This is a genomic window from Micromonospora sp. NPDC051924, from assembly GCF_055586005.1.
Map to the genome: position 1 here is coordinate 1,336 of NZ_JBVJJA010000069.1, position 24,099 is coordinate 25,434.

18 protein-coding genes are annotated in these 24,099 nt (G+C 75.8%); 16 read left to right on the plus strand and 2 right to left on the minus strand.

The annotated features are described in order from the left end of the window. Positions 1 to 595 precede the first annotated feature (595 nt). Positions 596 to 1,654 carry a Replicase polyprotein 1ab gene (locus ACZ6S5_RS32310; RefSeq protein ID WP_466006064.1) on the plus strand — a complete coding sequence of 353 codons (1,059 nt, stop codon included), beginning with the start codon at positions 596 to 598 and terminating at the stop codon, positions 1,652 to 1,654. Continuing rightward, positions 1,651 to 2,706 (plus strand): HAD-IIA family hydrolase, encoded by a 1,056-nt coding sequence (locus ACZ6S5_RS32315; RefSeq protein ID WP_466006047.1) that lies wholly within the window; start codon positions 1,651 to 1,653, stop codon positions 2,704 to 2,706. Before ACZ6S5_RS32310 ends, ACZ6S5_RS32315 begins: the two co-directional genes overlap by 4 nt. Positions 2,707 to 2,710: 4 nt before the next feature. Here ACZ6S5_RS32315 and ACZ6S5_RS32320 read toward each other — a convergent pair whose 3' ends face one another. Further along, positions 2,711 to 3,046, minus strand: a complete 336-nt coding sequence (locus ACZ6S5_RS32320; protein WP_466006048.1) for an SCP2 sterol-binding domain-containing protein — start codon at positions 3,044 to 3,046, stop codon at positions 2,711 to 2,713. Between the two features lie 110 nt (positions 3,047 to 3,156). Between ACZ6S5_RS32320 and ACZ6S5_RS32325 the strand changes: the two genes are divergently transcribed. The 5 genes from ACZ6S5_RS32325 (at position 3,157) to ACZ6S5_RS32345 (ending at position 10,171) form a co-directional block, all read left to right on the plus strand. After that, entirely contained in the window at positions 3,157 to 3,693 is a 537-nt protein-coding gene (locus ACZ6S5_RS32325; protein WP_466006049.1) for a phasin family protein, read from the plus strand. After that, positions 3,690 to 3,944, plus strand: coding sequence for a hypothetical protein (locus ACZ6S5_RS32330; RefSeq protein ID WP_466006050.1), 255 nt, complete (start codon positions 3,690 to 3,692; stop codon positions 3,942 to 3,944). Before ACZ6S5_RS32325 ends, ACZ6S5_RS32330 begins: the two co-directional genes overlap by 4 nt. Before the next feature lie 22 nt (positions 3,945 to 3,966). After that, positions 3,967 to 4,812 (plus strand): TlyA family RNA methyltransferase, encoded by an 846-nt coding sequence (locus tag ACZ6S5_RS32335; protein ID WP_466006051.1) that lies wholly within the window; start codon positions 3,967 to 3,969, stop codon positions 4,810 to 4,812. Further along, positions 4,809 to 5,693 carry an NAD kinase gene (locus ACZ6S5_RS32340; RefSeq protein WP_466006053.1) on the plus strand — a complete coding sequence of 295 codons (885 nt, stop codon included), beginning with the start codon at positions 4,809 to 4,811 and terminating at the stop codon, positions 5,691 to 5,693. Before ACZ6S5_RS32335 ends, ACZ6S5_RS32340 begins: the two co-directional genes overlap by 4 nt. Before the next feature lie 740 nt (positions 5,694 to 6,433). Beyond that, positions 6,434 to 10,171 carry a S8 family serine peptidase gene (locus tag ACZ6S5_RS32345; RefSeq protein WP_466006054.1) on the plus strand — a complete coding sequence of 1,246 codons (3,738 nt, stop codon included), beginning with the start codon at positions 6,434 to 6,436 and terminating at the stop codon, positions 10,169 to 10,171. Between the two features lie 120 nt (positions 10,172 to 10,291). Here ACZ6S5_RS32345 and ACZ6S5_RS32350 read toward each other — a convergent pair whose 3' ends face one another. Beyond that, positions 10,292 to 11,266 carry a helix-turn-helix domain-containing protein gene (locus tag ACZ6S5_RS32350; protein WP_466006065.1) on the minus strand — a complete coding sequence of 325 codons (975 nt, stop codon included), beginning with the start codon at positions 11,264 to 11,266 and terminating at the stop codon, positions 10,292 to 10,294. Between the two features lie 102 nt (positions 11,267 to 11,368). Between ACZ6S5_RS32350 and recN the strand changes: the two genes are divergently transcribed. The 9 genes from recN (at position 11,369) to ACZ6S5_RS32395 (ending at position 23,987) form a co-directional block, all read left to right on the plus strand. After that, a complete protein-coding gene (gene recN / locus ACZ6S5_RS32355) occupies positions 11,369 to 13,126 on the plus strand; it encodes a DNA repair protein RecN (RefSeq protein ID WP_466006055.1) in 1,758 nt (585 codons plus the stop codon). A 118-nt stretch (positions 13,127 to 13,244) separates the two neighbouring features. Then, the gene (steA, locus tag ACZ6S5_RS32360) at positions 13,245 to 14,423 is read left to right on the plus strand and encodes a putative cytokinetic ring protein SteA (protein WP_466006056.1); all 1,179 of its coding nucleotides are present in this window, start codon (positions 13,245 to 13,247) and stop codon (positions 14,421 to 14,423) included. A 27-nt stretch (positions 14,424 to 14,450) separates the two neighbouring features. Then, the gene (locus ACZ6S5_RS32365) at positions 14,451 to 15,374 is read left to right on the plus strand and encodes a copper transporter (RefSeq protein ID WP_466006057.1); all 924 of its coding nucleotides are present in this window, start codon (positions 14,451 to 14,453) and stop codon (positions 15,372 to 15,374) included. A 62-nt stretch (positions 15,375 to 15,436) separates the two neighbouring features. After that, the gene (locus ACZ6S5_RS32370; RefSeq protein WP_466006058.1) at positions 15,437 to 16,300 is read left to right on the plus strand and encodes a hypothetical protein; all 864 of its coding nucleotides are present in this window, start codon (positions 15,437 to 15,439) and stop codon (positions 16,298 to 16,300) included. Position 16,301: 1 nt separating this feature from the next. After that, complete coding sequence (gene murJ / locus ACZ6S5_RS32375) at positions 16,302 to 17,996, plus strand: murein biosynthesis integral membrane protein MurJ (protein ID WP_466006059.1); 1,695 nt, start codon at positions 16,302 to 16,304, stop codon at positions 17,994 to 17,996. Further along, positions 17,993 to 19,126 carry a glycosyltransferase family 4 protein gene (locus tag ACZ6S5_RS32380; RefSeq protein WP_466006060.1) on the plus strand — a complete coding sequence of 378 codons (1,134 nt, stop codon included), beginning with the start codon at positions 17,993 to 17,995 and terminating at the stop codon, positions 19,124 to 19,126. Before murJ ends, ACZ6S5_RS32380 begins: the two co-directional genes overlap by 4 nt. Then, positions 19,126 to 21,474, plus strand: coding sequence for a hypothetical protein (locus tag ACZ6S5_RS32385; protein WP_466006061.1), 2,349 nt, complete (start codon positions 19,126 to 19,128; stop codon positions 21,472 to 21,474). Before ACZ6S5_RS32380 ends, ACZ6S5_RS32385 begins: the two co-directional genes overlap by 1 nt. A gap of 150 nt (positions 21,475 to 21,624) precedes the next feature. Then, positions 21,625 to 23,385 carry a CTP synthase gene (locus ACZ6S5_RS32390; RefSeq protein WP_466006062.1) on the plus strand — a complete coding sequence of 587 codons (1,761 nt, stop codon included), beginning with the start codon at positions 21,625 to 21,627 and terminating at the stop codon, positions 23,383 to 23,385. After that, entirely contained in the window at positions 23,382 to 23,987 is a 606-nt protein-coding gene (locus tag ACZ6S5_RS32395; RefSeq protein ID WP_466006063.1) for an NUDIX domain-containing protein, read from the plus strand. Before ACZ6S5_RS32390 ends, ACZ6S5_RS32395 begins: the two co-directional genes overlap by 4 nt. Positions 23,988 to 24,099 lie beyond the last annotated feature (112 nt).

Consider the following 24,099-nt stretch of genomic DNA (forward strand, 5'->3'; position numbering starts at 1 on the left):
TACCCGTGAGGGTGGCTTCCGTGGCGGTGAGCGCCGCGAGGGCGGTTTCCGCGGCGGGGACCGTGAGGGTGGCTTCCGTGGCGGTGAGCGCCGCGAGGGCGGTTTCCGCGGCGGGGACCGTGAGGGTGGCTTCCGTGGCGGTGAGCGCCGCGAGGGTGGCTTCCGCGGCGGTGAGCGCCGTGAGGGCGGTTTCCGTGGCGGTGAGCGCCGTGAGGGCGGCTTCGGTGGTGAGCGGCGTGAGGGCTTCCGCCGCGACGATCGCGAGGGCGGCTTCCGTGGCGGTGAGCGTCGCGAGGGTGGCTTCCGGCGCGAGGACCGCGAGGGTGGCTTCCGGGGTGGCCGGGAGCGGACCGGACGGGACGGCGAGCGCCGTGGTTACGGCGACCGCCCGCGGGAGGACCGCCAGGCGGGCGGTTTCGGGCCGGACCGCGAGCGGCGGGACGACCGGCGCGAGCGCGCCGAGGGCCGGGAGGGTGAGCGGGCCGCCGCGCCGGCGCTGCCGGACGACGTGGTGGCGAGCGACCTCGACTCCAGTGTCCGGGCCGAGCTGCTGTCGCTGGCCAAGCCGGTGGCGGAGACCGTCGCCCGGCACCTGGTGGCGACCGGCCTGCTGATCGACGACGATCCGGCGGAGGCGCTGGCGCACGCCATGGCGGCGCGTCGGCTCGCCTCGCGGATCGCCGCCGTGCGGGAGGCCGTCGGGCTGGCCGCGTACCACGCCAGGGAGTGGCAGACGGCCATCGCCGAGCTGCGGACGTACCACCGGATGACCGGGTTGCAGAGCCATCTGGCGGTGCTGGCCGACTGCGAGCGGGCGCTGGGCCGGCCGGAGCGGGCGATCGACCTGTTCCGGGGCGCGGACCGGGAAAAGCTCGACCAGTCCGTGGCGATCGAGCTGCTCATCGTGGCGGCCGGTGCGCGCGGCGACCTCGGGCAGAAGGACGCGGCCGTGGCGATGCTCCAGGTCCGCGAGCTGACCGCCGACTCGGCCGAGCCGTGGGCGGCGCGGCTGCGTTACGCGTACGCGGACGCGCTGCTCGCCGTGGGACGGCGCGAGGAGGCGCGGGAGTGGTTTTCGCGGGCCGCCGACGTGGACTCCGAAGGTGAGACGGACGCCGCCGAGCGGCTGCTGGAGCTCGACGGCGTGGTCATCGAGGGCGACGACGAGGAGGACGAGGAGTTGGCGGCCGGGCCCGGCGCGCCGGGGGCCGTGCCGGCCCACCCGGACGCCGAGCTGACCGGCGGCGCCGACTCCGCCGTGGACGAGGACCTCGACGGCGACGCGGACGAGGCGGACGACCCGGACGCCGACGAGCTCGACGCCCGGTACGCCGATGACGAGGACGACGACCTCGACACCGACGACGAGTTCGCGGACGACGACGAGGCCGACGAGTTCGACGACGACGAGGACGACGACCTGGACGGCGACGCGCGGCTGCGCGACGACGACCCGGCCGCCGACGACGTCGAGAGCCCGGACCGGGGTGGCGCGGCGGCCGGCTATCGGGACCGCGACGGCGCGGACCTCGGCGACGACGAGCTCACCGACGCCGCGGCCCGGTCCCTCGCCGATGACACCCGCGCCGCCGGGACCACCGGTGACGCGGTGACCGACGGCGGGGACCGCACGGCGGAGGCGGACCGGCAGTGACCGGGAGCGCCGGGGACGCGCGGGCCGACGCGGCGGGCACGCCGGCCGGAACGCGGCTGGTCGACGGGTACGCCCTGGTCGTCTTCGACCTGGACGGGGTGATCTACCTGATCGACCGGCCGATCCCCGGCGCCGTCGAGGCGGTCGGCCGGCTGCACGCCGAGGGCCGGTCCGTGGCGTACGCGACGAACAACGCCTCCCGGCGCTCCAGCGATGTGGCCGAGCTGCTCACCGGCATGGGCGTGCCGGCCCGGCCGGAAGAGGTGCTGACCTCCGCGGCGGCCACCGCCGAGCTGCTGCGGGACCGGCTGCCCGCCGGCGCGCCGGTGCTGGTGGTCGGGGCGGAGGCGCTCCGCGCCGAGCTGCGCGCGGTCGGCCTGCGTCCGGTGGCGACGGCCGACGAGAACCCGGCGGCCGTCGCCCAGGGGTACGGCCCGGACGTCGGCTGGGCCGACCTGGCCGAGGCGTCCCTGGCGGTCCGCGCGGGCGCCCCCTGGTATGCGACGAACACCGACCGCACCCTGCCCAGCCCGCGCGGTCCGTTGCCGGGCAACGGCGCCCTGGTGGCGGTGCTGCGTACCGCGCTCGGCCGGGACCCGGACGTGGTGGTGGGCAAGCCGGAGCCGGCGCTGTTCGCCACGGCGGCCCGCCGGGCCGGCGCGGGGCGGACCCTGGTGGTCGGCGACCGGCTGGACACCGACATCGAAGGCGCCCGTCGGGCCGGGCTGGACTGCCTGCTGGTGCTCACCGGGGTCAGCGACGTGCCCGAGCTGCTGGCGGCGCCCGAGGAGCGCCGGCCGACGTACGTCGCGGCGGATCTGGCGGGGCTCTTCGACCCGGCGGCGGTGGTGCGGGTGCCCGGCGCGCCCGACACCGGCGGCTGGTCGGCGACGGCGGGCGACGACGGGCTGCTCCTCGACGGCGCGGGACGCCCGCTCGACGCCCTCGCCGCGCTCTGCGCGGTCGCCTGGTCGACCGGCGCCGGCCCGCGGCTGCGGGCGGCGTCCCCGGCTGCGGAACGGGCCCGCACCGCGCTGGGCCTGGCGGACTGAGCGGTCAGAGCAGCTTGCGGAGCTTCATCAGGTCGAACGGGTTGGCCTTGATGGACACCCGGCGGGAGCCGACCGCCTTGGTGATGTCGAGCTGACCGTGCACCAGCGCGACCAGGTCGTCGCTGTTGGTGCTGAGCGCGATCTTCGCCTTCGGGTCGTCGCCGTCGGTCAGGTCGACCAGCCGCCCGCCCTCGATGCGGCCGTGGAACGCGGTGTCCAGGTCAGTGATCCGGCAGGCCAGGGTGCGGTCCAGGTCGATCCGGCCCTGCGTCTCGGTGTGGTGGTCCAGCCGGGCGGCCAGGTCCTGCAACGCCTGCCGGCACTCGTCCACGCTGGCCACATCGTCTCCTCACCACACCACGCCATTTCCCGGCACCGTACCGCAATGGGCCGTCCCAGGCGCCCGGTAGCGTGACACCTGCACACCCCGCCCCGTGGAAGGACTCAGGCATGCAGGACGCGTGGCGCGCCTACCTCGAGCTGGCCATGGGCCTGACCGAGGCGCCCCGGAAGAAGGCCCAGGACGCGGTGCGGCGGGTGGTCGGGCAGGGCGGTGCGACCGCCGCCCAGCTCCAGTCGCTCGCCGAGGAACTCGTCTCCACCGGGACAGCCAACCGGGAGGCGCTGACCAAGCTGGTCCGCTTCGAGGTGGACCGGGCGCTGGGTGCGGTCGGGCTGGCCACCGCCGACGAGGTGGCCGAGCTGACCCGCCGGGTGCGCGAGCTGGAACGGCAGCTGCGCGAGGCGAAGGCCACCCCGACGTCCCCGGCCGAGCCGAGCGGGGCCGAGCGGGCCACGCCGGAACCGGCCCCGGCCGCGGTCGCTCCGACCAAGGCGGTGGCGAAGAAGACCGTGGCGAAGAAGGCGATCGCGAAGAAGCCGGCGGCGACGGTGGCGCGCACCCCGGCGGAGGAGTCGCCCGCCGCGCCGGTCCGGCCGGCGAGGAAGGCCACCGGCCGCACCCAGACCGGAGGTGCCACGTCGTGACCGCCCCCTACCGCCCCGGCCCGCCGCCGGGTCCGCGCCCCGGGCCGCCCGGCGGTCCCCGTCCCGGGCCGCCGCCCGGGGTACGCCCCGTGCCGGTGGAGGAGGTCGGCGAGGCCCGGCACCCGGCGGTGGACGCCGCCGTGCAGGCCATGATCAACGCCGAGGCGCTCTCCCCGGCCGACCAGGTCGCCCAGTACGAGGCGGCGTACGAGACGCTGCGCGAGACCCTGGCCAGCATCGACCAGGCCTGACCCAACTGGAGACGAACCACCCATGGCACGTCGTACCCGGCTGGATGCCGAACTCGTCCGCCGCGGCCTGGCCCGCTCCCGCGAGCAGGCCGCCGCGCTGGTGGAGGCCGGCCGCGTCCAGCTGCGCGGGGTGCCGGCCCGCAAGGCCGCCGCGATGGTCGACCCCGCCGACCCGCTGCTGGTCACCGGCGAGGACCCCACCACCGGGTACGTCTCCCGGGGCGGCCACAAGCTGGCCGGCGCCCTGGCCGCGTTCGCCCGCGGCGGGCTGACCGTCGCCGGCCGGCGCTGCCTGGACGCGGGCGCCTCCACCGGCGGGTTCACCGACGTACTGCTGCGCGCCGACGCCGCCGAGGTGGTGGCCGTCGACGTCGGGTACGGGCAGCTCGCCTGGTCGCTGCGGAACGACCCGCGGGTACGGGTCTTCGAGCGCACCAACGTCCGTACCCTCACGCCGGAGGTCATCGGCGGCGAGGTGGGCCTCACGGTCGCCGACCTGTCGTTCATCTCGCTGCGCCTGGTGCTGCCGGCCCTCGCGGGCTGCACCGGTCCCGACGGCGATCTGGCGCTGATGGTGAAGCCGCAGTTCGAGGTCGGCAAGGAGCGGGTCGGCGCGGGCGGCGTGGTCCGCGACCCGCAGCTGCGCGCGGAGGCCGTGCTCGACGTGGCCGCCGCGGCCGCGCAGCTCGGCCTGGGCCTGGCGGACGTGGCGGCCAGCCCGCTGCCGGGGCCGAGCGGCAACGTCGAGTTCTTCGTATGGTTACGCCGGGACGCGCCCGCCGCGGACCCCGAGCGGGTACGCGCGGTGGTGGCGGCCGGCCCGCAGGGATTCCCGACGGAGCCCACGACCGAGGAGGTGTCCGGGTGAGCCGGACCGCGCTGCTGGTGACGCACACCGGCCGTCGACGCAGCACCGAGCACGCGCGGGCGGTGGCGGCGGACCTCATCGCGGCCGGCTTCGAGGTGCGGGTGGTGGCCGAGGAGGCCGACGACCTGGACCTGCCCGGCGTGGTGCCGGTGACCGGGCCGGAGGCCGCCGAGGGCGCCGAGATCGTCTTCGCGCTGGGCGGCGACGGCACCTTCCTGCGCGCGGCCGAGCTGGCCCGCCCGGCGAAGGCCCCGCTGCTCGGCATCAACCTCGGCAAGGTCGGCTTCCTCGCCGAGGCCGAGATCGACGACCTGGACAGCGCGGTGCGCGACGTGGTCGAGCGCAACTACACCGTCGACGAACGGCTCACCCTCGACGTGACCGCCGAGTTCGACGGCGGCCCGACCATCGAGTCGTGGGCGCTCAACGAGATCAGCGTGGAGAAGGGCGAGCGGGCCCAGATGCTGGAGCTGCTCGTCGACGTTGACGGCCGGCCGCTGTCCCGGTACGGCTGCGACGGGGTGGTCTGCGCGACCCCGACCGGCTCCACCGCGTACGCGTTCTCCGGTGGCGGTCCGGTGGTGTGGCCGGAGGTGGAGGCGCTGTTGCTGGTGCCGATCAGCGCGCACGCGCTGTTCAGCCGCCCGCTGGTGACCGCGCCGACGTCCACCTTCGCGATCACCGTCGACCCGTTCACCACCCTCGCCGTGCTCTGCTGCGACGGGCGCCGGGTCTACGACCTGCCGCCGGGCGCGCGGGTCACCGTCCGTCGTGGCGCGCTGCCGGTGCGCATCGTCCGGCTCAAGGACCGCCCGTTCACCGACCGGCTGGTCGCCAAGTTCGACCTGCCCGTGCAGGGCTGGCGGGGCAACCGTCGCTGACCTGCCGCCCGGGCGTCCGGCGGCGCGACCGGCGCGCGGTGGCCGCCGCACGGCCGACCCGGCGTCACCGGATCGGCGTACCCGGTCGACGGTTCGGCCGGGTTACGGTAGGAGCCTCCCTCGACGACGGCGCGCGGGCGCCGGGTCCCGGCGACCACCGGGGACCGGTACGGGGTGAGCGGTGCCGCCGCTGGCGGGCGCGGCTCCCCACGGCAGCGGGCCGTCGCCGGGGCCGGCGGTACCGTCCAGCGGACGGTCACGGAGCGTGCGGGCTGCGTTGAGGTGGAGTCCGGGCGGGGCGGTGAGGCCCGTGTCCGCCCGGGCGCGCGGTCCGACGGTCGTGGCTCCGACCAGGGGGTGGTCGGGACCACGACGGTCGGGGTGCCGGAGGAGTCGTGGCCGGCCGCGGCGGGCGGACCGGCCAGCCGGATCCGGGTCGGGTTTCGACCCCGGCCCGGAGGCCAGGTCGGCGGGCCGCCGTCGGAGGAAGCGGCGGCTCGCGAGCTGAGCGGCGCGACTCGTTCCGGCACCCCGACCAGCAACCACCCGACTCCGCACGCCGTCGTCCGGCGGCGGCAAAACCGGACATCCGATGGTGCGGACGCTGTCGTCCCGTGTCCACCTGGCGACATGTCGCCGGTAGGGCGGGCCCCAACCGGTGACCGAGCGATGATCTTCGGCGCAGACTCCGGTCGGCCGACCTCCACAGAGGGCGGCCCTGGAGTAGAGGAGCGCATCGCATGCACCGGTCCCCACGCTGGCTCGCCGCCGGCGCGGTCGGCGCGTTGCTGGTCGGGCTCGCCGCACCGGCGTCCGCCGACCCGCCCGCCCCGCCCGCCGGCCCGAGCCCGGCTACCGCCGTTTCGGACCCCGCACCCATCCGCATCACCCTGATCACCGGCGACCGGGTCGAGTTGGTCCAGGCCGCGCCCGGCCGGGTCGCCGCCAGTGTCCGCCCCGGCCCCGGCCGCGAGCGGATCATCTTCCACACCGTGGAGGCCGACGGCGGGCTGCGGGTGCTGCCCAGCGACGTCGTGCCGTACGTCTCCGCCGGTGTGCTCGACGCCGACCTGTTCGACGTGGAGGAGCTGGCCGCCGAGGGCTACGGCGACGCCGCGCAGCGCGCGCTGCCGCTGATCGTGCGTTACCAGGAAGCGGCGGCCGGCCGGGTGCGGCCGCTCGCCGGGGCCACCGCAGCCCGCCCGCTGGAGAGCATCAACGGCGCCGCGCTGCGGGTCGACAAGGACGACCTCGCCGGGTTGTGGACGACGCTGCGTGGCACCTCCACGGCGCGTACCGCGGCCGGTGCGCCGGCCCGGTTCGGCGCGGGCGTGGCCCGGGTCTGGCTGGACGGGCGGGTCCACGTCACGTTGGAGCACAGCGTGCCGCAGATCGGCGCGCCGGCGGCGTGGGCGGCCGGCCGGGACGGCACCGGCGTCGAGGTGGCGGTGCTCGACACGGGCGTCGACGCGGACCACCCCGACCTGGCCGGCCGGATCGCCGAGGCGCGGGACTTCACCGGCGGCGACAGCGCCCGGGACGGGCACGGTCACGGGACGCACGTGGCCGCCACCATCGCCGGCAGCGGCGCGGCCAGTGACGGGCTGCGCAAGGGGGTCGCGCCGGGCGCGCGGCTGCTGGTCGGCAAGGTGCTCGACGACTCGGGCGCCGGCTACGACTCGTCGATCATCGCCGGCATGGAATGGGCCGCCCATGCCGGCGCGAAGGTGGTCAGCATGAGCCTCGGCGGCCCGCCGACCGACGGCACCGACCCGATGAGCCAGGCTGTGAACGACCTGACCACCGAGACCGGCGCGCTCTTCGTGGTCGCCGCCGGCAACGCGGGCGCGGCGAGCACCGTCGGCACCCCGGGCGCGGCCACCACGGCGCTCACCGTCGGTGCCGTCGACCGCGACGACAACCTGGCGCCGTTCTCCAGCCGGGGCCCGCGCGTCGGCGACAACGGCCTGAAGCCGGAGATCACCGCGCCGGGCGTCGGCATCGTCGCCGCCCGCGCCGCCGGCACGACCATGGGCACGCCGGTGGACGACGCGTACACGCGGGCGTCCGGCACGTCGATGGCGACGCCGCACGTCGCCGGCGCGGCGGCGATCCTCGCCCAGGAACACCCCGACTGGACCGCCGGGAAGCTCAAGGACGCGCTGGTCAGCACGGCGAAGGCGAACCCCGCGCTGACCGTCTTCGAGCAGGGCGGCGGCCGGGTCGACGTCGCCCGGGCGCTGAGCCAGCGGGTGTACGGCTCGGCCACCGCCGACTTCGGTCGGGTGGCCACCGGCGGCGTTCCGGTGGAGCGGACCGTCACGTACACCAACGGCACCGCGACCGCGCAGACCCTGCGGCTCGCCCTCGAGCTGCGCAACCTGGACAGCGGCGTGGCCGAGTCGGACGGCGTCTCCGTCGGCTCCGGTGAGGTGACCGTGCCGGCCGGCGGCAGCGTGGCGGTCCCGCTGCGGGCCGACCCCGCGAAGCTGGACCGCGGTCCGCACGGCGGCTGGCTGGTGGCCAGCGGCGCGGACGGCGTGGCGGTACGCACCGCGGTCGGTCTCACCCTCAGCGGCCCGCTGCACACCGTCACGCTGCGCGCGCTGGACATGGCCGGGCAGCCTGGCCCGGCGCCGGTCGTCACGCTCTTCGGCGAGCACCCCGAGTCCGACGCGCTCGGCTGGCTCGGCGGCGGCGACTGGCAGGTGCGGGTGGAGGAGGGCCCGTACCTGCTGGAGGCGCTCATCGAGCACGGCGCCCCGCTGGACGAGCAGCTCACCCTGGTCACCGATCCCGAGCTGACCGTCGACCGGGACCTGACCGTGGTGCTCGACCCGCGCAAGGGCACCCCGGTGCGGATCGAGACGCCGAAGCCGACCGAGCAGCGGGACACGATCAGCTTCTACGAGCACCGGGTCTTCGGCAACGGCCGGCAGGTCGACCACGGCGTGATGGCGTTCAGCACGGTCCAGCAGGTGAACGTCACGCCGACCCGCCCGGTGCGCCAGGGCGAGTTCGAGTTCGCCTCCCGCTGGCAACTGGTCGCGCCCATGGTGGACGCCCAGGTCAGCGACGTCTCCGGTCCGCTGGACATCAACCTGTTGGGCCAGTCGCCGGCTCCCGCCGGCCGGCGGAAGCTGCCGCTGGTCTGGGCGGGCGACGGCACGGCCGCCGAGCTGGCCCGGGCCGGGGTCCGCGGCGCCGCCGTGCTGGTCGCCGGCAGCTACGACCGCGCCGAGGAGGACCAGATCGCCGACGCCACGGCGGCCGGCGCCGCCATGGTGCTCGTCGTCCGCCCGGCGGACCGGAGCGCGTGGACGGTCTGGCGTCCGGACGGGGACCGGTTGCCGATCCCGTCGCTGGTGGTCGCGTACGACGACGGGCAGCCGATGATCGTGGCGGCGAAGAGCGGTCACGCCACCCTGGACCTGACGCTGACCGTGGACAGCCCCTACCTGTACGACGTGTGGCAGGTGTCGAAGGGACAGGTCCCCGATCGGGTCCTGCACCGGGTCACCGCGGACAACACCGCCGAGGTGACCGCCCGCTACGCCGACACGGGAGGGTTCGACTGGGCCGCCGAGCAGCGGTTCGGGTGGCGTCCCTGGCAGGAGTACTCCTGGAACGACGACCAGCGGATGGTGCGTACCGGCACGGTGCGGCAGGAGTTCGTCAGCGCCGGGGACTCCTGGTGGCAGCAGCGGGTGCTGCACCGGCTGTCCTGGTCCGACTGGGGTCCGCTGCTCGGCGGGCTGACCGAGCGGCCCCGGCGGTACGCGGCCGACGACAAGGTCACCGAGACCTGGCACGCGCCGGTGGTCCGGCCGGCCGTGCCGGCGAGCGGTGGGGCGCCGCTGCCCACGCGCACCGGCGACACCCTGGATCTGCGGGTGGCCGAGTTCGTCGACGCCGACGGCCACTACGCCCCGGCCGGGTTCAGTGAGGAACAGGACACGGTGCAGGCGCGGCTCAGCCGGGACGGGCAGCAGATCGCCGATCTGTCCGACGGCTGGGCGCCCGTGCCGACGGTCCCCGGGTCGGCCCGCTACCGGCTGGACCTGACCACCCGGCGCTCGTCGGACGAGTGGCGCTGGGCCACCCGTACCGAGACGGCCTGGCAGTTCACCTCGGCCCGCCCGGCCGGGGATGCCGCCCAGCCGCTGCCGCTGCTCCAGGTGGACTATCGGGTTGCGGCCGACCTGCGCGGTGAGGTGGCCGACGGCCACCCGCACCAGCTCGACCTGACGCTGCGCCAGCCGGCCGGCGTACCGGCGCCCACCGGCACCGGTGTCCGGCTCGAGGTGTCGTTCGACGGTGGGTCCAGCTGGCGGGCCGTGCCGGTGCGCGGCACGGGCAACGAGTTCACCGCCGTGATCCCGGCCGGGCAGGGCACGGTGTCGCTGCGGGTGCACGCCCGCGACGGGGCCGGCAACACCGTCGACCAGACCGTGCTCGACGCGTACGGCCTGCGCTGAGCCGACGTCCGCGCGGGACGAATCCCCCCTCGCCCGCGCGGACGCCACCCTCGGCCGTCCGGGGCGCCGCCCGCCAGGGGGTGGCGGGCCCCCCGGACGGCCGCGGCTCGGCCGGGCGGGTCAGAGCCAGCCCCGCCGGGCCACCTGGAAGGCCAGCCCGGGCCGGGTGTCCACGCCGGCGATCGCCATCAGGTCGGCCAGCCGGCGTTGCACGGTACGCCGGCTCACCCCGAGCTGGGAGGCGATGGACTTGTCCGGCACGCCGGCCACGAAGAGCGACAGCAGCCGGGTCTCGTCGGCGTCCGGCTGGTAACCGTCGGTGGTCCGGTCCACCGGCGCGGCGGACGGGCGCAGCGGGGTCGCCATCAGCCAGTAGCTCTCGAAGAGGGCGAGCAGGGCGTCCAGCAGTTGACTGCGGCCGATCACCGCCGCGGTCGGTTCGCCGCTGCCGCGGTCCCGCACGAGCGGGCAGATTGCGGTCCGGCCGTCGACGATGGCCAGCCGGACCGGCAGCCGGTCGAGCACGCGGGCCTGCTCACCGGCGCGTACGCCCTGTTCGACGTCCTCCAGCGCGCCGGGTTCGAGGAGCATCTCCCGTTCGTAGATGGCCCGGTAGCGGACCCCGCGGGCCAGCGCGTCGAACTCCTCGACGTTCTCCTGGCCCGGCATGGTCAGCGGGTTGGCCCGGCAAAACCAGAGCACCTCGACCCGGGCGCCGTTCTGCAGGTCCCGCAGACGCTCGCGGAGCGCCCGCGCGCCGGTGACCACCTCGACCAGGTGGTCGGCGTCGTGCCGGCGCATCCCGGCCCGGTACTCCTCGGTGAGCTGGGTGACCGCCGCGCGCGCGGCTTCGAGGGCCTCCTGCCGGCGCAGCAGCGCCTCGCCGAGCGGGACGTCGGGCGCCAGCGGCCGGAGCGGTGCGTCCGGCTCCGGTCCGGCCGCCAGCACCAGTCCCTTCTCCCGCAGGGCGTCGAGCTGCGCGAGGACGACCGCCCTCGGGCGGCCCAGCCGGTCGGCCAGTTCCGCCACCCGGGCGGTGGTGAGCCGTACCAGGCAGCGGTAGAGCTGCTCCTCGTCCGGGGTCAGGCCGATCATGTCCAGCACGGGGCAGAACTGTACGACGCGGCCGGACGGCGTCCACAGCCCCGCCCGCGCCGGCTGGCCAACTGTCGCAGGGCGCGTCTACTGTCGGGTGCTGTGCTGGAAGAGCTGCGCATCACCGGACTGGGCGTCATCGAGGACACCACGCTCCCGCTGACCGGCGGGATGAACGTCATCACCGGCGAGACCGGCGCCGGCAAGACCATGGTGGTGACCGGCCTCGGCCTGCTCTTCGGCGGCCGGGCCGACGCCGGCCGGGTCCGGGCGCAACCGGGCCGCGCGGTGGTGGAGGGGCGGCTGCGCCTGCTCGGCCGGGTGGCCGAGACGGTGCACGCCCGGATCACCGACGCCGGTGGCGAGCCCGACGAGGACGGGTCGCTGCTGCTGAGCCGCACGGTCACGGTGGAGGGCCGGTCCCGGGCGCACCTGGGCGGCCGCAGCATGCCGGTGTCGATGCTGGGCGAGGTCGGTGAGCAGGTGGTGACCGTGCACGGCCAGTCCGACCAGCTCCGGCTGCTGCGCCCGGCCGAGCAGCGGGCGTCGCTGGACCGGTTCGCCGGGCCGGAGCACGAGAAGCTGCTGGACGCGCTGCGTGAGGCGTACACCCGGTGGCGGGCCGTGGTCGACGACCTGGCCGACCGGCGGCGCAACGCCCGCGCGCGCAACCAGGAGGCGGACCTGCTGCGGCTCGGCCTCGACGAGATCACCCGGGTCGACCCGCAGCCCGGCGAGGACGACGAGCTGAAGGCGGAGGCGCAGCGCCTGGAGCACGCCGAGGGGCTGCGCACCGCGGCCCAGCTCGCCCAGCAGTGCGTGGCCGGCGGCGTGGAGGCCGCGGACGACACCCCCGACGCCAGCGCGCTGCTCGGCACCGCCCGGCGCACCCTGGAGGCGCAGGCCGGCACCGACCCGGCGCTGGGCGAGCTGGCCCTGCGGCTGGAGGAGGCGGCCACCCTGGTCACCGACGTCTCCGCGGAGCTCTCCGCCTACCTGGCCGGGCTGGACGCCGACCCGGCCCGCCTGCAGACGGTCTACGAGCGGCGCGCCGCGCTGCGCGCGTTGACCCGCAAGTACGCCGACGACGTGGACGGCGTGATCGCCTGGGCCGAGCGGGCCCGCACCCGACTGTCCGACCTGGACACCTCGGACGAGCTCCTGGACGAGCTGGACAAGGAGGCGGCCCGGCTCGCGGGCGAGGTGGCCGAGCTGGCCGGCCGGGTCTCCACCAGCCGGCAGGAGGCGGCGGTCCGCTTCGCCGAGCAGGTCACCGTCGAGCTGGCCGGGCTGGCCATGCCGCACGCCCGGATCGAGGTGGCGGTGCTGCCGCGGCCTGCTGGCAAGGCCGAGCCCAGCCTCACCGTCAACGGCGTCGAGGCCGGCGTCGGCCCGGACGGCGCCGACGAGGTGGAGCTGCGGCTGTTGGCCCACCCGGGTGCGCCGGCGCTGCCGTTGCAGCGGGGCGCCTCCGGCGGCGAGCTGTCCCGGGTGATGCTCGCCATCGAGGTCGTCTTCGCCGGCTCCGGCGGCCCGCCCACCCTGGTCTTCGACGAGGTCGACGCGGGCGTCGGCGGGCAGGCCGCGGTGGAGATCGGCCGGCGGCTGGCCCGGCTGGCCCGCAGCCACCAGGTGCTGGTCGTCACCCACCTGCCGCAGGTGGCCGCGTTCGCCGACCGGCACCTGGTGGTGGCGAAGGACACCGGGGGAGCGGTGACCACCAGCGGGGTGCGGGTGGTGGAGGACACGGAACGGGCCCGGGAGCTGGCCCGGATGCTGGCGGGTTTGCCGGATTCGGATCTGGGTATCGCGCATGCCGAGGAACTCCTGGCCGTGGCGGCCAAGGAAAGGCGTCCGTGACGCCGGGATTGTGAGCGCAAGCACACCGGCATGCGCTCTGGTGTGCTTCCCTGGGTAGGCGGCCCTGCTCAGGCATGTCGCGACAGCAAAACCTGCCTCACATGCCAGGATGGTCACGATGCGTCTACCCACGTTGCGCCGGAACCGGAGCGCGGAACCGGGCTCGATCCTCGGTGCCGCGCGCCTCGACCGTCGGACGAAGCGGCTGGTCGGCCGGCTCCGGCCCGGGGACATCGCGGTCATCGACCACGTCGACCTGGACCGGGTGGCTGCCGACTCGCTGGTCGCCGTCGGTGTCGCCGCCGTGCTCAACGCCAAGCCCTCGGTCTCCGGGCGGTACCCGAACCTCGGCCCCGAGGTGCTGATCTCCGCCGGCATCCCGCTCCTGGACGACCTGGGCGAGAGCGTCTTCGAGCAGATCCGCGAGGGCGACGTGGTGCGGATCGAGGGCAACACCGTCTTCGTCGGCGAGGAGCCGGTCGCGCACGGCGCGCTGCAGGACGCCGAGACGGTGGCCAAGTCGATGGCGGACGCCCGTGAGGGGCTGTCGGTCCAGCTGGAGGCGTTCGCCGCCAACACCATGGACTACCTCAAGCAGGAGCGCGACCTGCTGCTCGACGGGGTCGGCGTGCCGGAGATCCAGACCCAGATCCAGGGCCGGCACTGCCTGATCGTGGTCCGGGGCTACGACTACAAGGCCGACCTGGACGTGCTGCGCCCGTACATCCGGGAGTTCAAGCCGGTGCTGATCGGGGTGGACGGCGGCGCGGACGCCCTCGTCGAGGCGGGATACACGCCCGACATGATCATCGGTGACATGGACTCGGTCACCGACGACGTGCTGCGCTGCGGCGCCGAGGTGGTCGTGCACGCGTACCCGGACGGCCGCGCGCCCGGCCTGGCCCGGGTGAACGGGTTGGGTGTGCCGGCGGTCACCTTCCCGGCCGCGGCGACGAGCGAGGACCTGGCCATGCTGCTGGCCGACGAGAAGGGTGCCTCGCTGCTGGTCGCCGTCGGCACCCACGCGACCCTGGTGGAGTTCCTGGACAAGGGCCGGGGCGGGATGGCCTCGACCTTCCTGACCCGGTTGAAGGTGGGCGGCAAGCTGGTCGACGCCAAGGGGGTCAGCCGGCTCTACCGGCAGAGCATCTCCGGGTCGTCGCTGCTGCTGCTGGTCCTCGCGGCGGTGGCCGCGATGGCCTCCGCCGTGGCGGTCTCCACCGTCGGGAAGGCGTATTTGGGCGTGGTCTCCGAATGGTGGGACAATTTCGTGTTCCAGCTCGGCCAGCTCTTCTAGCTCCCCGACGATCAAGAGGCTGCAAGCGTGATCAACTTCCGCTACCACGTGGTGTCCCTGACCGCGGTCTTCCTGGCGTTGGCGATCGGCCTGGTGGTCGGCACGGCCGCCCTCAACGGGCCGGTCGCCGACTCGCTGAAGGAGAACGTCAACGCGCTGCGCAAGGACAACTCGCAGATGCGCCAGTCGGTCAACAGCCTGCAGAAGGAACTGGACATGGAGGAGGACTTCGCCGCCGAGATGGCGCAGGTCGTCCTCCCCGGCAAGCTGACCGGCCGTCGGGTGCTGGTGCTCAGCCTGCCCAGCGGGCGCGACCACACCGAGGGCGTGGTGAAGATGCTCCAGCTCGCCGGGGCCAGCATCACCGGCCGGGTCGACATCCAGGACAAGTTCATCAACCCGGACAGCAACAACAACCTGCTGGAGCTGGCCAGCGCCGTGCAGATGCCCGGCCTGCCCGGCAACGGGCACGGGGTGGAGACCTCCAGCGCCCTGCTCGCCAGCGTCCTGCTGGACCGGCCGCCGGGCAGCGCGGCGGTCACCGACGCCGAGCGCCGGGCGGTGCTCCAGTCGTACGCGACCGCCGGGTACCTCACCCCCGAGGACAAGGTCTCCGGGGCCGCCGAGGCCGTGGTGCTGGTCAGCGGCCAGCCGTACGTCGACAAGGACTCGGGGAAGAAGGACGACTCGGTGGTGAACATCGCCGAGCAGTTCGACCGGAGCGGGGCGATCGTGGTCGGCGGCATGGGCTCGGCCGGCGGCAACGTGGTCGCCGTGGTCCGCGGCGACCCGGTGCTCTCGCAGACCATCTCGACCGTCGACAACGCCAACACGGTGCAGGGCCAACTGGTCACCACGCTCGCCCTGGTGCAGCAGGTCACGGAGAAGAAGGCCGGTCAGTACGGCGTCGGTGACAACGCCGCGTCGCTGCTGCCTAAACTGCCCCAGTGACCCGCGGGGCCGATGTCCGGTCCGTACCGCGTCGCGCTGGGATTCCGGATCGGAGGGGTCGCGTGAGACTGGGTCGGCTGCTGGCCGTCGGAGCCGGGGCGGTCGCCGCCCGCTACGTGCTGCGGGAGGTGCGGATGTCCCCGGCCGCGCCGGCCCTGGAGCGAACCAACTTCCGGGGCCGCACCGTCACCCTGGCCGCCGGGCCGGCCCTGGCCGTCGGGGCCGCGACCGCCGGCGCGCTCGGTGCGGGCAGCGCCCCGGCCGGCGCCGCCGCGCTGCTCGCCGGGGTGGGCGCCGGCACGGTCGGGCTGTACGACGACATCGTCGGGGCGCGTCCCGAGCAGAAGGCCGCCAAGGGCTTCGCCGGGCACCTCGCCGCGCTGCGCGAGGGGCGGGTCACCGCCGGCCTCGTCAAGATCGCCGGGGTCGGCGTGGCCGGTCTCGGCGCGGCCGCGCTGCTCGCCGCCGACCGGCGGGTCGCCGCCCATCCCCGCCGGCAGGGGGCCGGTGCCCTCGGCCGTGGCCTCGACGTGCTGCTCGGCGCGGGCGTGGTGGCCGGCACCGCCAACCTGCTCAACCTGCTCGACCTGCGTCCCGGCCGGGCGCTCAAGTCCGGCGTGCTGCTCGGCGCGCCGCTGACCCGCGGCCCGTACGGGGGCATCGCGGCCGGCGCGGTCGGGGCGGCCGCCGGGCTGGTCCGCGAGGACCTCGACGAGCGGGTGATGCTCGGCGACAGCGGCGCCAACGCGCTCGGCGCGCTGCTCGGCGTCAGCCTGGCCGCGCGGACCGGCCCGCTCGGCCGGGCCGGCGTCCTGGCCGTGGTCGCCGCGCTCACCGCCGCCAGCGAGAAGGTCAGCTTCACCCAGGTGATCCAGCGGACCCCGGGGCTGCGGGAACTCGACGCGCTGGGCCGGCTCCCGGACTGACGTGACGAAACCGGCCCCCCTCGCCGGCACCGGCCGCGTGGCCGGAGCGGCCGCCCTCATCGCCGTCCTCACCGTGGTCAGCCGGCTCGCCGGCTTCGGCCGGACCGCCGTGTTCACCTGGACGCTCGCCCAGACCGACCTGGGTGGCACCTACCTGGTGGCGAACAACGTCCCGAACTTCATCTTCGAGCTCGTGGCCGGCGGCGCGCTGGCCAGCCTCGTCGTCCCGCTGCTCGCGGCGGCGGCCGAGCGGGGCGACCGGCCGGCCGTGGCCGCCACCACCGGGGCCCTGCTCACCTGGGTGCTCGCCCTGCTGGTGCCGCTCGCCCTGCTGGTCGCGCTGTTCGCCGAACCGCTGGTGGCGCTGCAGGGGTCCGGCCTCAGCGAGGTGCAGCAGCAGGCCGGGGCGCGGATGCTGCGGGTGTTCGCCCCCCAGCTGCCGCTCTACGGCGTCGGCATCGTGCTCACCGGGGTGCTCCAGGCGCACCGCCGGTTCGCCTGGCCGGTGCTCGCCCCGCTGCTGTCCAGCGTCACCGTCATCGCCGTCTACCTCGGCTTCACCGCCATGGAGGGGCGGCTGGCCACCGTGGGCGAGGTCAGCCGGGGCGGCGAGCTGCTGCTCTCCGGCGGCACCACGCTCGGTGTGGTGGTGCTCACGCTCTCCCTGCTGATCCCGCTGCGCCGGCTGCGGCTGCCGCTGCGGCCGGGTTTCCGGTTCCCCGCCGAGGCCCGGGCCCGGGTCGGTGCACTTGCCGTCGCCGGGCTGGTGACCGTCGCCGCCCAGCAGGTCGCCCTGATCGTGTCCCTCAATCAGGTCTCCTACGGGTCCAAGGCCAATCTGGGCAGCTACAACCTCGCGCAGACGATCTACTTCCTGCCCTGGTCGGTGCTGGCGGTGCCGCTCGCGGTGGCCGCGTACCCGACCCTGGCGGCGGCGCGCGCGGCCGGCGACGAGCGGACCTACCGGGACACCCTCGCCCCGGCGGTGCGCGGGGTGGTGCTGTTCAGCCTGCTCGGCGCCGCCGCGCTGGTGGGCACCGCGGTCCCGGTCGGGCACTTCTTCTTCACCGGCGAGGCGGCCGGCACGGCGGCGGCCGGCATCGCCGGCTTCGCCCCCGGCCTGCTCGGCTACGGCCTGTTCGCCGTCCTCACCCGGGCCCTCTACGCCCGGGGCGAAACCCGGGCGGCCACCGTCGCCACCGCCGTGGGCTGGCTGACCGTGCCGGCTCTGGCGGTCCTGCTCGGGCGCCTCCTGCCGCTGGCCGACCGGGTGCTCGCGGTGACCCTCGCCACCTCCGCCGGCATGCTGGTGCTCGGCGCCCTGCTGATCGCCGCCGTGCTGCGCTCCGCCGGGCGGGCGGCGCTGGCCGGCGTCGGCCGGGCCGGGGCCGCCGGGCTGCTCGCCGCCGGCGTCGCCGGGCTGGGCGGCGTGGCCACCTCGCGCTGGCTCGCCGGCCTCGCCGGCGGGACCCCGACGACATCGGAGGCGCTCGTTCAGGGCATGCTGTCCGGGGTCGTGGTCGGGGCCCTGTTCCTCGCCGTCGCCTGGCTGGCCGACGAACGGGACATCCGACCGCTGCTCGCCGCCGTGGCCCGCCGGCTTCGGCGGCGCCGCCCGACGGGCGGGTCCGACGACACGCCGACCGACCGGCGTCCCGCGGCGCGGGGCGACGGAAAGGAGAGCATTTCCTCATGACGGACGCCTCGTCGGTGCCGCGCTGGCCCGGCTCGGTGGCTCTGGTGCTCGCCTCCAGCACCGGTGGCGTGGGGCAGCACGTCCGCTCGGTGGTCCGGGGGCTGACCGCCGCCGGCGCGTCGGTGCTGGTCTGCGGCCCGGCCGCCACCCAGGACCAGTTCGACTTCACCGGGGTCGGCGCGCGGTTCGCGCCGGTGGAGATCCCGGCCAGCCCCACCCCGGCCGACGCCCGGGCGGTCGCCGCGCTGCGCCGGGCCCTGACCGACACCCCGGTGGACGTGGTGCATGCGCACGGGCTGCGGGCCGGCTTGGTCGCCGTCCTCGCCCGGCCGACCGCGCCGGTCGTGGTGACCTGGCACAACGCGGTCCTCGCCCGGGGTGTGCGGGGCCAGCTGTCCCGGCTCGTCGAGCGGATCGTCGCCCGCAACGTCCGGATCGCCCTGGGCGCCTCCGCCGACCTGGTGGAGCGGGCCGCCGCGCTGGGCGCCACCGACGCCCGCCTCGCCCCGGTCGCCGCGCCGGCGCTGCCCGCGCCGCGTCGCCGCCGGGCCGCCGTCCGGGCCGAGTTCGGGCTCGCCCCGGGCCGTCCGTTGATCCTCTCGGTGGGCCGGCTGCACCCGCAGAAGCGGTACGACATCCTGGTCGACGCCGCCGCCCGCTGGCGTACCCGGAATCCGGCGCCGGCCGTGGTGATCGCCGGCAGCGGACCCGCGTACCTGCAACTCGCCGCGCGGATCTCGGCGGCCCGGGCCCCGGTGACCCTGCTCGGGCACCGCACCGACGTGGCCGACCTCCTCGCCGGGGCCGACCTGGCCGTGGTCACCAGCGACTGGGAGGCCCGGCAGCTCTTCGCCCAGGAGGCGCTGCGCGCCGGCGTACCCCTGGTGGCGACCGCCGTGGGTGGGCTGCCGGAGCTGGTCGGCGACGACGCGCTGCTGATTCCGGCGGGCGACGTCGACGCGGTCGACGCGGCCGTGCGTGGCCTGCTGGACGACGACGCCCGTCGGGCCGAGCTGGCCCGCCGGGGCGCCGCCCGGGCCGCGAGCTGGCCGACCGAGGCGGACACCGTGGCCGCCCTGGTCGACGTCTACGCCGAACTGGCGCCCGAGCCGTCGACGAGGACCCGGTGATGCTGCGTCGACTCGCTCCCGTCCTGCTGACCCTGATCGTGGTCGCGCTCGGCGTCACCGCGCTGACCGCCCGGCCGGACAACGGCGGCCCGAAACGCAGCGCCGACTTCGTGGTGCTGGCCGGGGTGGCCGGGCTGCGCTGGGAGGACGTGGACCCGCAGACCACCCCCACGCTGTGGCGGATGGCCGAGCAGGGCTCGATCGGCTCGCTCTCGGTACGCTCCGCGCACCGGCCCACCTGCCCGGTCGACGGCTGGCTCACCCTCGGCGCCGGCAACTTCGCCGCCTGGCAGGGCAGCAACCGGGTGGGCGACTGCCCGGCCACCGGGGTGACCGTGGAGCAGCCCGACGGGATCGGCGCGAACCTGCCCGACCAGGAGAGCGTCGTGGCCTACAACCAGGACAAGCTGGCCTGGGGCGCCACCCCGGGCGCGCTGTCGGAGTCCGTGCGCTGCTCGGTGGCGGTCGGCCCGGGCGCGGCGGTGGCCGCCGCCCGACCGTTCGGCCGGGTCGACCGGTACGCGCCGGTTCTCCCCGCCGACCCGGCCGGCCTGCTCGGCTCGTGCGTGCTCAGCATCGTCGACCTGGGCACCGTCGACGCCATTGACCCGACGGTACGGGCGGCGCAGGCCCGGCAGGCCGACGCGCAGCTCGCCCGGGTGCTCGCCGCCCGGCCGTCCCGCTCGCTGGTGCTGGTCGCCGGGGTCTCCGACACCGAGGCGCCGTCCCGGCTGCACGTGGCGATCGCCGACGGTCCCGGCTGGGAGCACGGCTGGCTGACCTCGCCGAGCACGGCGCGTGAGGGCTACCTGCAACTGGTCGACCTGGCGCCCACCGCCCTGGCCGCGCTCGGCCGGCCGATGCCCGAGCGGCTCTTCCTCGGCCGTCCCGCGGTCTCCGTCGGCGGCCGCCCGGCCGACCTGCGCACGGCGATCGACCAGCCGGCCGACGCCGACCGGGAGGCCGCCGCCCAGCGCCGGGTGGCCGGCTGGTTCTTCGCCCTCCTCGCCGCCGCCCAGGTGGCCCTCGCCGTCGCGGTGCTGCCGCTGCTGCGCCGGGCCCGCCGGCACGCCGGCCCGTACGGGCCCGAACCGGTGTCCCGGCGGGTGGTGGCGGTGGTCGAGTTGCTGCTCATCGCCGCCGCGCTGGCCGTGCCGGCCGCCCTGCTCGCCGACGCGGTGCCCTGGTGGCGGGGATCCCAGGCCGGCTGGTGGTTCGGCGTGGTCACCGCGCTGCTGATCGTCGGCGGCACGGCCGCGGTCCGGTTCAGCCCCGGGCACGGCAGCACCCTCGGCCCGCTCGGCGCGGTCGCCGGCCTGGCCACCCTGGTGGTCGGCGTGGACGTGCTCACCGGCTCCCGGCTGCAGCTCAACGGGGTGGTCGGCTACTCGTCGCTGGAGGGGGGCCGGTACGCGGGCCTGGGCACCATCGGGCTGGGCGTGTTCATCGCCGGGTCGCTGCTGTGCGGCGGCTGGCTCGCCCAGCGGGTCCGCCGGCCCTGGCGGCCCATCGTGATGGTGCTCGTCGGCGGGGCCGCCGTGGTGATCGTCGGCAGCCCGTACCTCGGCTCGGACTCGATCGGCGCGATCGCGCTCACCGCCGGGGTGAGCGTCGCGGCCGCGATCTGCTCCGGCGGCTGGTTGACCATCAGCCGGCTGGCCTGGGCCACCATGGCCGGCCTGGCGGTGACCATCGGCTTCGCGGTGGTGGACCTGCGCCGGCCGGCGGCCGAGCGGGGCAGCGTCGGCCGGTTCCTCGCCGCGCTCGGCGACGGCACGGGCGGCCTCACCGTCCACCGGGCCAGCAGCGCGAACGTGGAGACCCTGGTGAACAGCCCGCTCACCGTGCTGGCCCTGGCCGGGGCGGCGCTGGTCTGGCTCGCGCTCTACCAGCCCTGGGGCGGGCTGATGCGGCTGTTCGGCATCTACCCGGCGATCCGGGCCGCGATGGCCGGCACCGGCGTGGCGGCCGGTCTCGGCGGCCTGCTGGGCGGCTCGGCGCTGGACGTGGCCGGCGCGGCGGGCGCCCTGGTGGTGCCGATGGCGGCGCTGGCCGCGCTGCGGGTGCTCGACCACTCCACCGACCGCACCCAGCCCGGCACCGGGCGGCCGGGGGAGGAGGACCCGGCCGGCGGCCCGAGCGGCGGCGGGGACCACCCGGACGGCGGCCGTACCGGACGGCCCGCCGACCCGGAGGTCGCCGCCCGGCCGGACGGCGACGCCGGCCCGTCCGAGGCGTCGGGACGCGCCGCCGGCGAGGACGGGGACGCCGGACCGGCACGCGGGGCCGCCGCCGCGCGGGTGCCCGCCCAGGCCCGCCCGGCATCGACGCAGGTGCGCGCCGGCTGAGCCGGAAGCGGATTCACGTGCGGCGACGGCGGGTGCGACGCCGGATCGGGCCGGGAGAGGTGTTACCGTGGAATCCCGTGGATCGCGTGATCACTTGGCTGATCGGCACGGCGGTTCGCACGACCGCTACGGACGACACGGGAGCAGGCCTTGGCCCCTTCAGCACGGACGACCAGGCACATTTTCGTCACCGGGGGCGTCGCCTCCTCGCTGGGTAAGGGCCTCACCGCCTCCAGCCTCGGCAACCTGCTGACCGCGCGCGGGCTGCGCGTGGTGATGCAGAAGCTCGACCCGTACCTCAACGTCGACCCCGGGACGATGAACCCGTTCCAGCACGGTGAGGTCTTCGTCACCGAGGACGGCGCCGAGACCGACCTGGACGTCGGCCACTACGAGCGCTTCCTCGACCGCGACCTGTCCGGCAAGGCGAACGTCACCACCGGGCAGATCTACTCGGCCGTGATCGCCAAGGAGCGGCGCGGCGAGTACCTCGGCGACACGGTCCAGGTCATCCCGCACATCACCAACGAGATCAAGGCGCGGATCCTCGGCATGGGGGAGCCGGACGCCGAGGGTCAGGTGCCCGACATCGTGATCACCGAGGTCGGCGGCACGGTCGGCGACATCGAGTCGCTGCCGTTCCTCGAGGCGATCCGTCAGGTCCGCCACGACCTGGGCCGGGACAACTGCTTCTACCTGCACGTCTCGCTGGTGCCGTACCTGGCGCCGTCCGGCGAGCTGAAGACCAAGCCGACCCAGCACTCGGTGGCGCAGCTGCGCAGCATCGGCATCCAGCCGGACGCCCTGGTGCTGCGCTGCGACCGGGAGATCCCGGACAAGGTGAAGGAGAAGCTCTCCCTCTACTGCGACGTGGACCGGGAGGCGGTCACCGCCGCCCCGGACGCGCCGAGCATCTACGACATCCCGAAGGTGCTGCACCGCGAGGGCCTCGACGCGTACGTGGTGCGCCGGCTCGGCGTCTCCTTCCGCGACGTGGACTGGGCCAGCTGGGACGACCTGCTGGACCGGGTGCACCAGCCCCGCCACACGGTGACCGTGGCGCTGGTCGGCAAGTACGTCGACCTGCCCGACGCGTACCTGTCGGTGAGCGAGGCGATCCGGGCGGCCGGCTTCGGCCACCGGGCCCGGGTCCAGCTGCGCTGGGTGCCCAGCGACGACTGCGTCACCCCGGCCGGCGCGGCGGCCGCCCTGGCCGGCGTGGACGGCATCGTCATCCCCGGCGGTTTCGGCGTGCGCGGCATCGAGGGCAAGATCGGCACCGCCCGGTACGCCCGCGAGAACGGCATCCCGCTGCTCGGCCTCTGCCTCGGCCTGCAGTGCATGACCATCGAGGTGGCCCGCCACCTGGCCGGCCTGGACGGGGCGAACTCGCTGGAGTTCGACGAGGAGGCCACGCACCCGGTCATCGCCACCATGGCCGACCAGGAGGACATCGTCGCCGGCAAGGGCGACCTGGGCGGCACCATGCGGCTCGGGGCGTACCCGGCGAAGCTGGCCGAGGGCTCGCTGGTCGCCGAGGCGTACGGCAGCACCGAGGTCAGCGAGCGGCACCGGCACCGGTACGAGGTGAACAACGCCTACCGCGACCAGCTCACCAAGGCCGGCCTGCACATCTCCGGCACCTCGCCGGACGGCCGCCTGGTCGAGTTCGTCGAGCTGGACCGCGACCTGCACCCGTTCTTCGTGGCCACCCAGGCGCACCCGGAGCTGAAGAGCCGGCCGACCCGGCCGCACCCGCTGTTCGCCGCGTTCGTCAAGGCCGCCGTCGCGTACTCGGAGGCTGACCAGCTCCCGGTCGAGCTGGCCGACGCGGCGGCCGAGACCCCGGCGGCGAAGAAGGCGAGCCGCAACGGCACCGCCGCCGCGGCGAAGGCGGCGTCCGCGTCGTGAGTGGGGTCGAACACCGGTACGAGGTGACCGACCACCGGGAGATCTGGTCCGGCCGGATCTTCTCCGTGGTCAGCGACGACGTCACCATGCCCGGCGGCGGCACCGCCTCCCGGGACTACGTGACGCACGTCGGCGCGGTGGCCGTGGTGGCGCTGGACGACGCCGGTCAGGTGGTGCTGATCCGGCAGTACCGGCACCCGGTCGGCCGGCACCTGTGGGAGTTGCCGGCCGGGCTGATGGACGTGCGCGGCGAGGACCTCGCCGACGCGGCGCGGCGGGAGCTGGCCGAGGAGGCCGACCTCACCGCCGGCACCGTCGACGTCCTGGTCGACCTGCACAGCTCGCCGGGCTTCACCAACGAGGTGGTCCGGGTCTTCCTGGCCCGGGACCTCGCCGACGTGCCCGCCGACCAGCGGCACGACCGCAGCGACGAGGAGGCCGACCTGCAGGTCGTCCGGGTCGACCTCGACGAGGCGGTCCGGATGGTGCTGGCCGGCGAGGTCACCAACGCCTCCTGCGTGGCCGGGCTGCTCGCCGCCGCCCGCGCCCGGGAGACCGGCTTCACCGAGCTGCGCCGGCCGGAGGCGCCGCTGCCCCGCTGAGCGGGACCGGACGACGAAGGGGGGGGGGGGGGGGGGGGGGGGGGGGGGGGGGGGGGGGGGGGGGGGGGGGGGGGGGGGGGGGGGGGGGGGGGGGGGGGGGGGGGGGGGGGGG

What these genes read in the sequence shown, in the direction of transcription:
- ACZ6S5_RS32325 (WP_466006049.1), top strand. Translation starts at nt 3,157, where the DNA reads ATGCAGGACGCGTGGCGCGCCTACCTCGAGCTGGCCATGGGCCTGACC.
- ACZ6S5_RS32335 (WP_466006051.1), top strand. Translation starts at nt 3,967, where the DNA reads ATGGCACGTCGTACCCGGCTGGATGCCGAACTCGTCCGCCGCGGCCTG.
- ACZ6S5_RS32345 (WP_466006054.1), top strand. Translation starts at nt 6,434, where the DNA reads ATGCACCGGTCCCCACGCTGGCTCGCCGCCGGCGCGGTCGGCGCGTTG.
- ACZ6S5_RS32350 (WP_466006065.1), bottom strand. Translation starts at nt 11,266, where the DNA reads ATGATCGGCCTGACCCCGGACGAGGAGCAGCTCTACCGCTGCCTGGTA.
- steA (WP_466006056.1), top strand. Translation starts at nt 13,245, where the DNA reads ATGCGTCTACCCACGTTGCGCCGGAACCGGAGCGCGGAACCGGGCTCG.
- ACZ6S5_RS32380 (WP_466006060.1), top strand. Translation starts at nt 17,993, where the DNA reads ATGACGGACGCCTCGTCGGTGCCGCGCTGGCCCGGCTCGGTGGCTCTG.
- ACZ6S5_RS32385 (WP_466006061.1), top strand. Translation starts at nt 19,126, where the DNA reads ATGCTGCGTCGACTCGCTCCCGTCCTGCTGACCCTGATCGTGGTCGCG.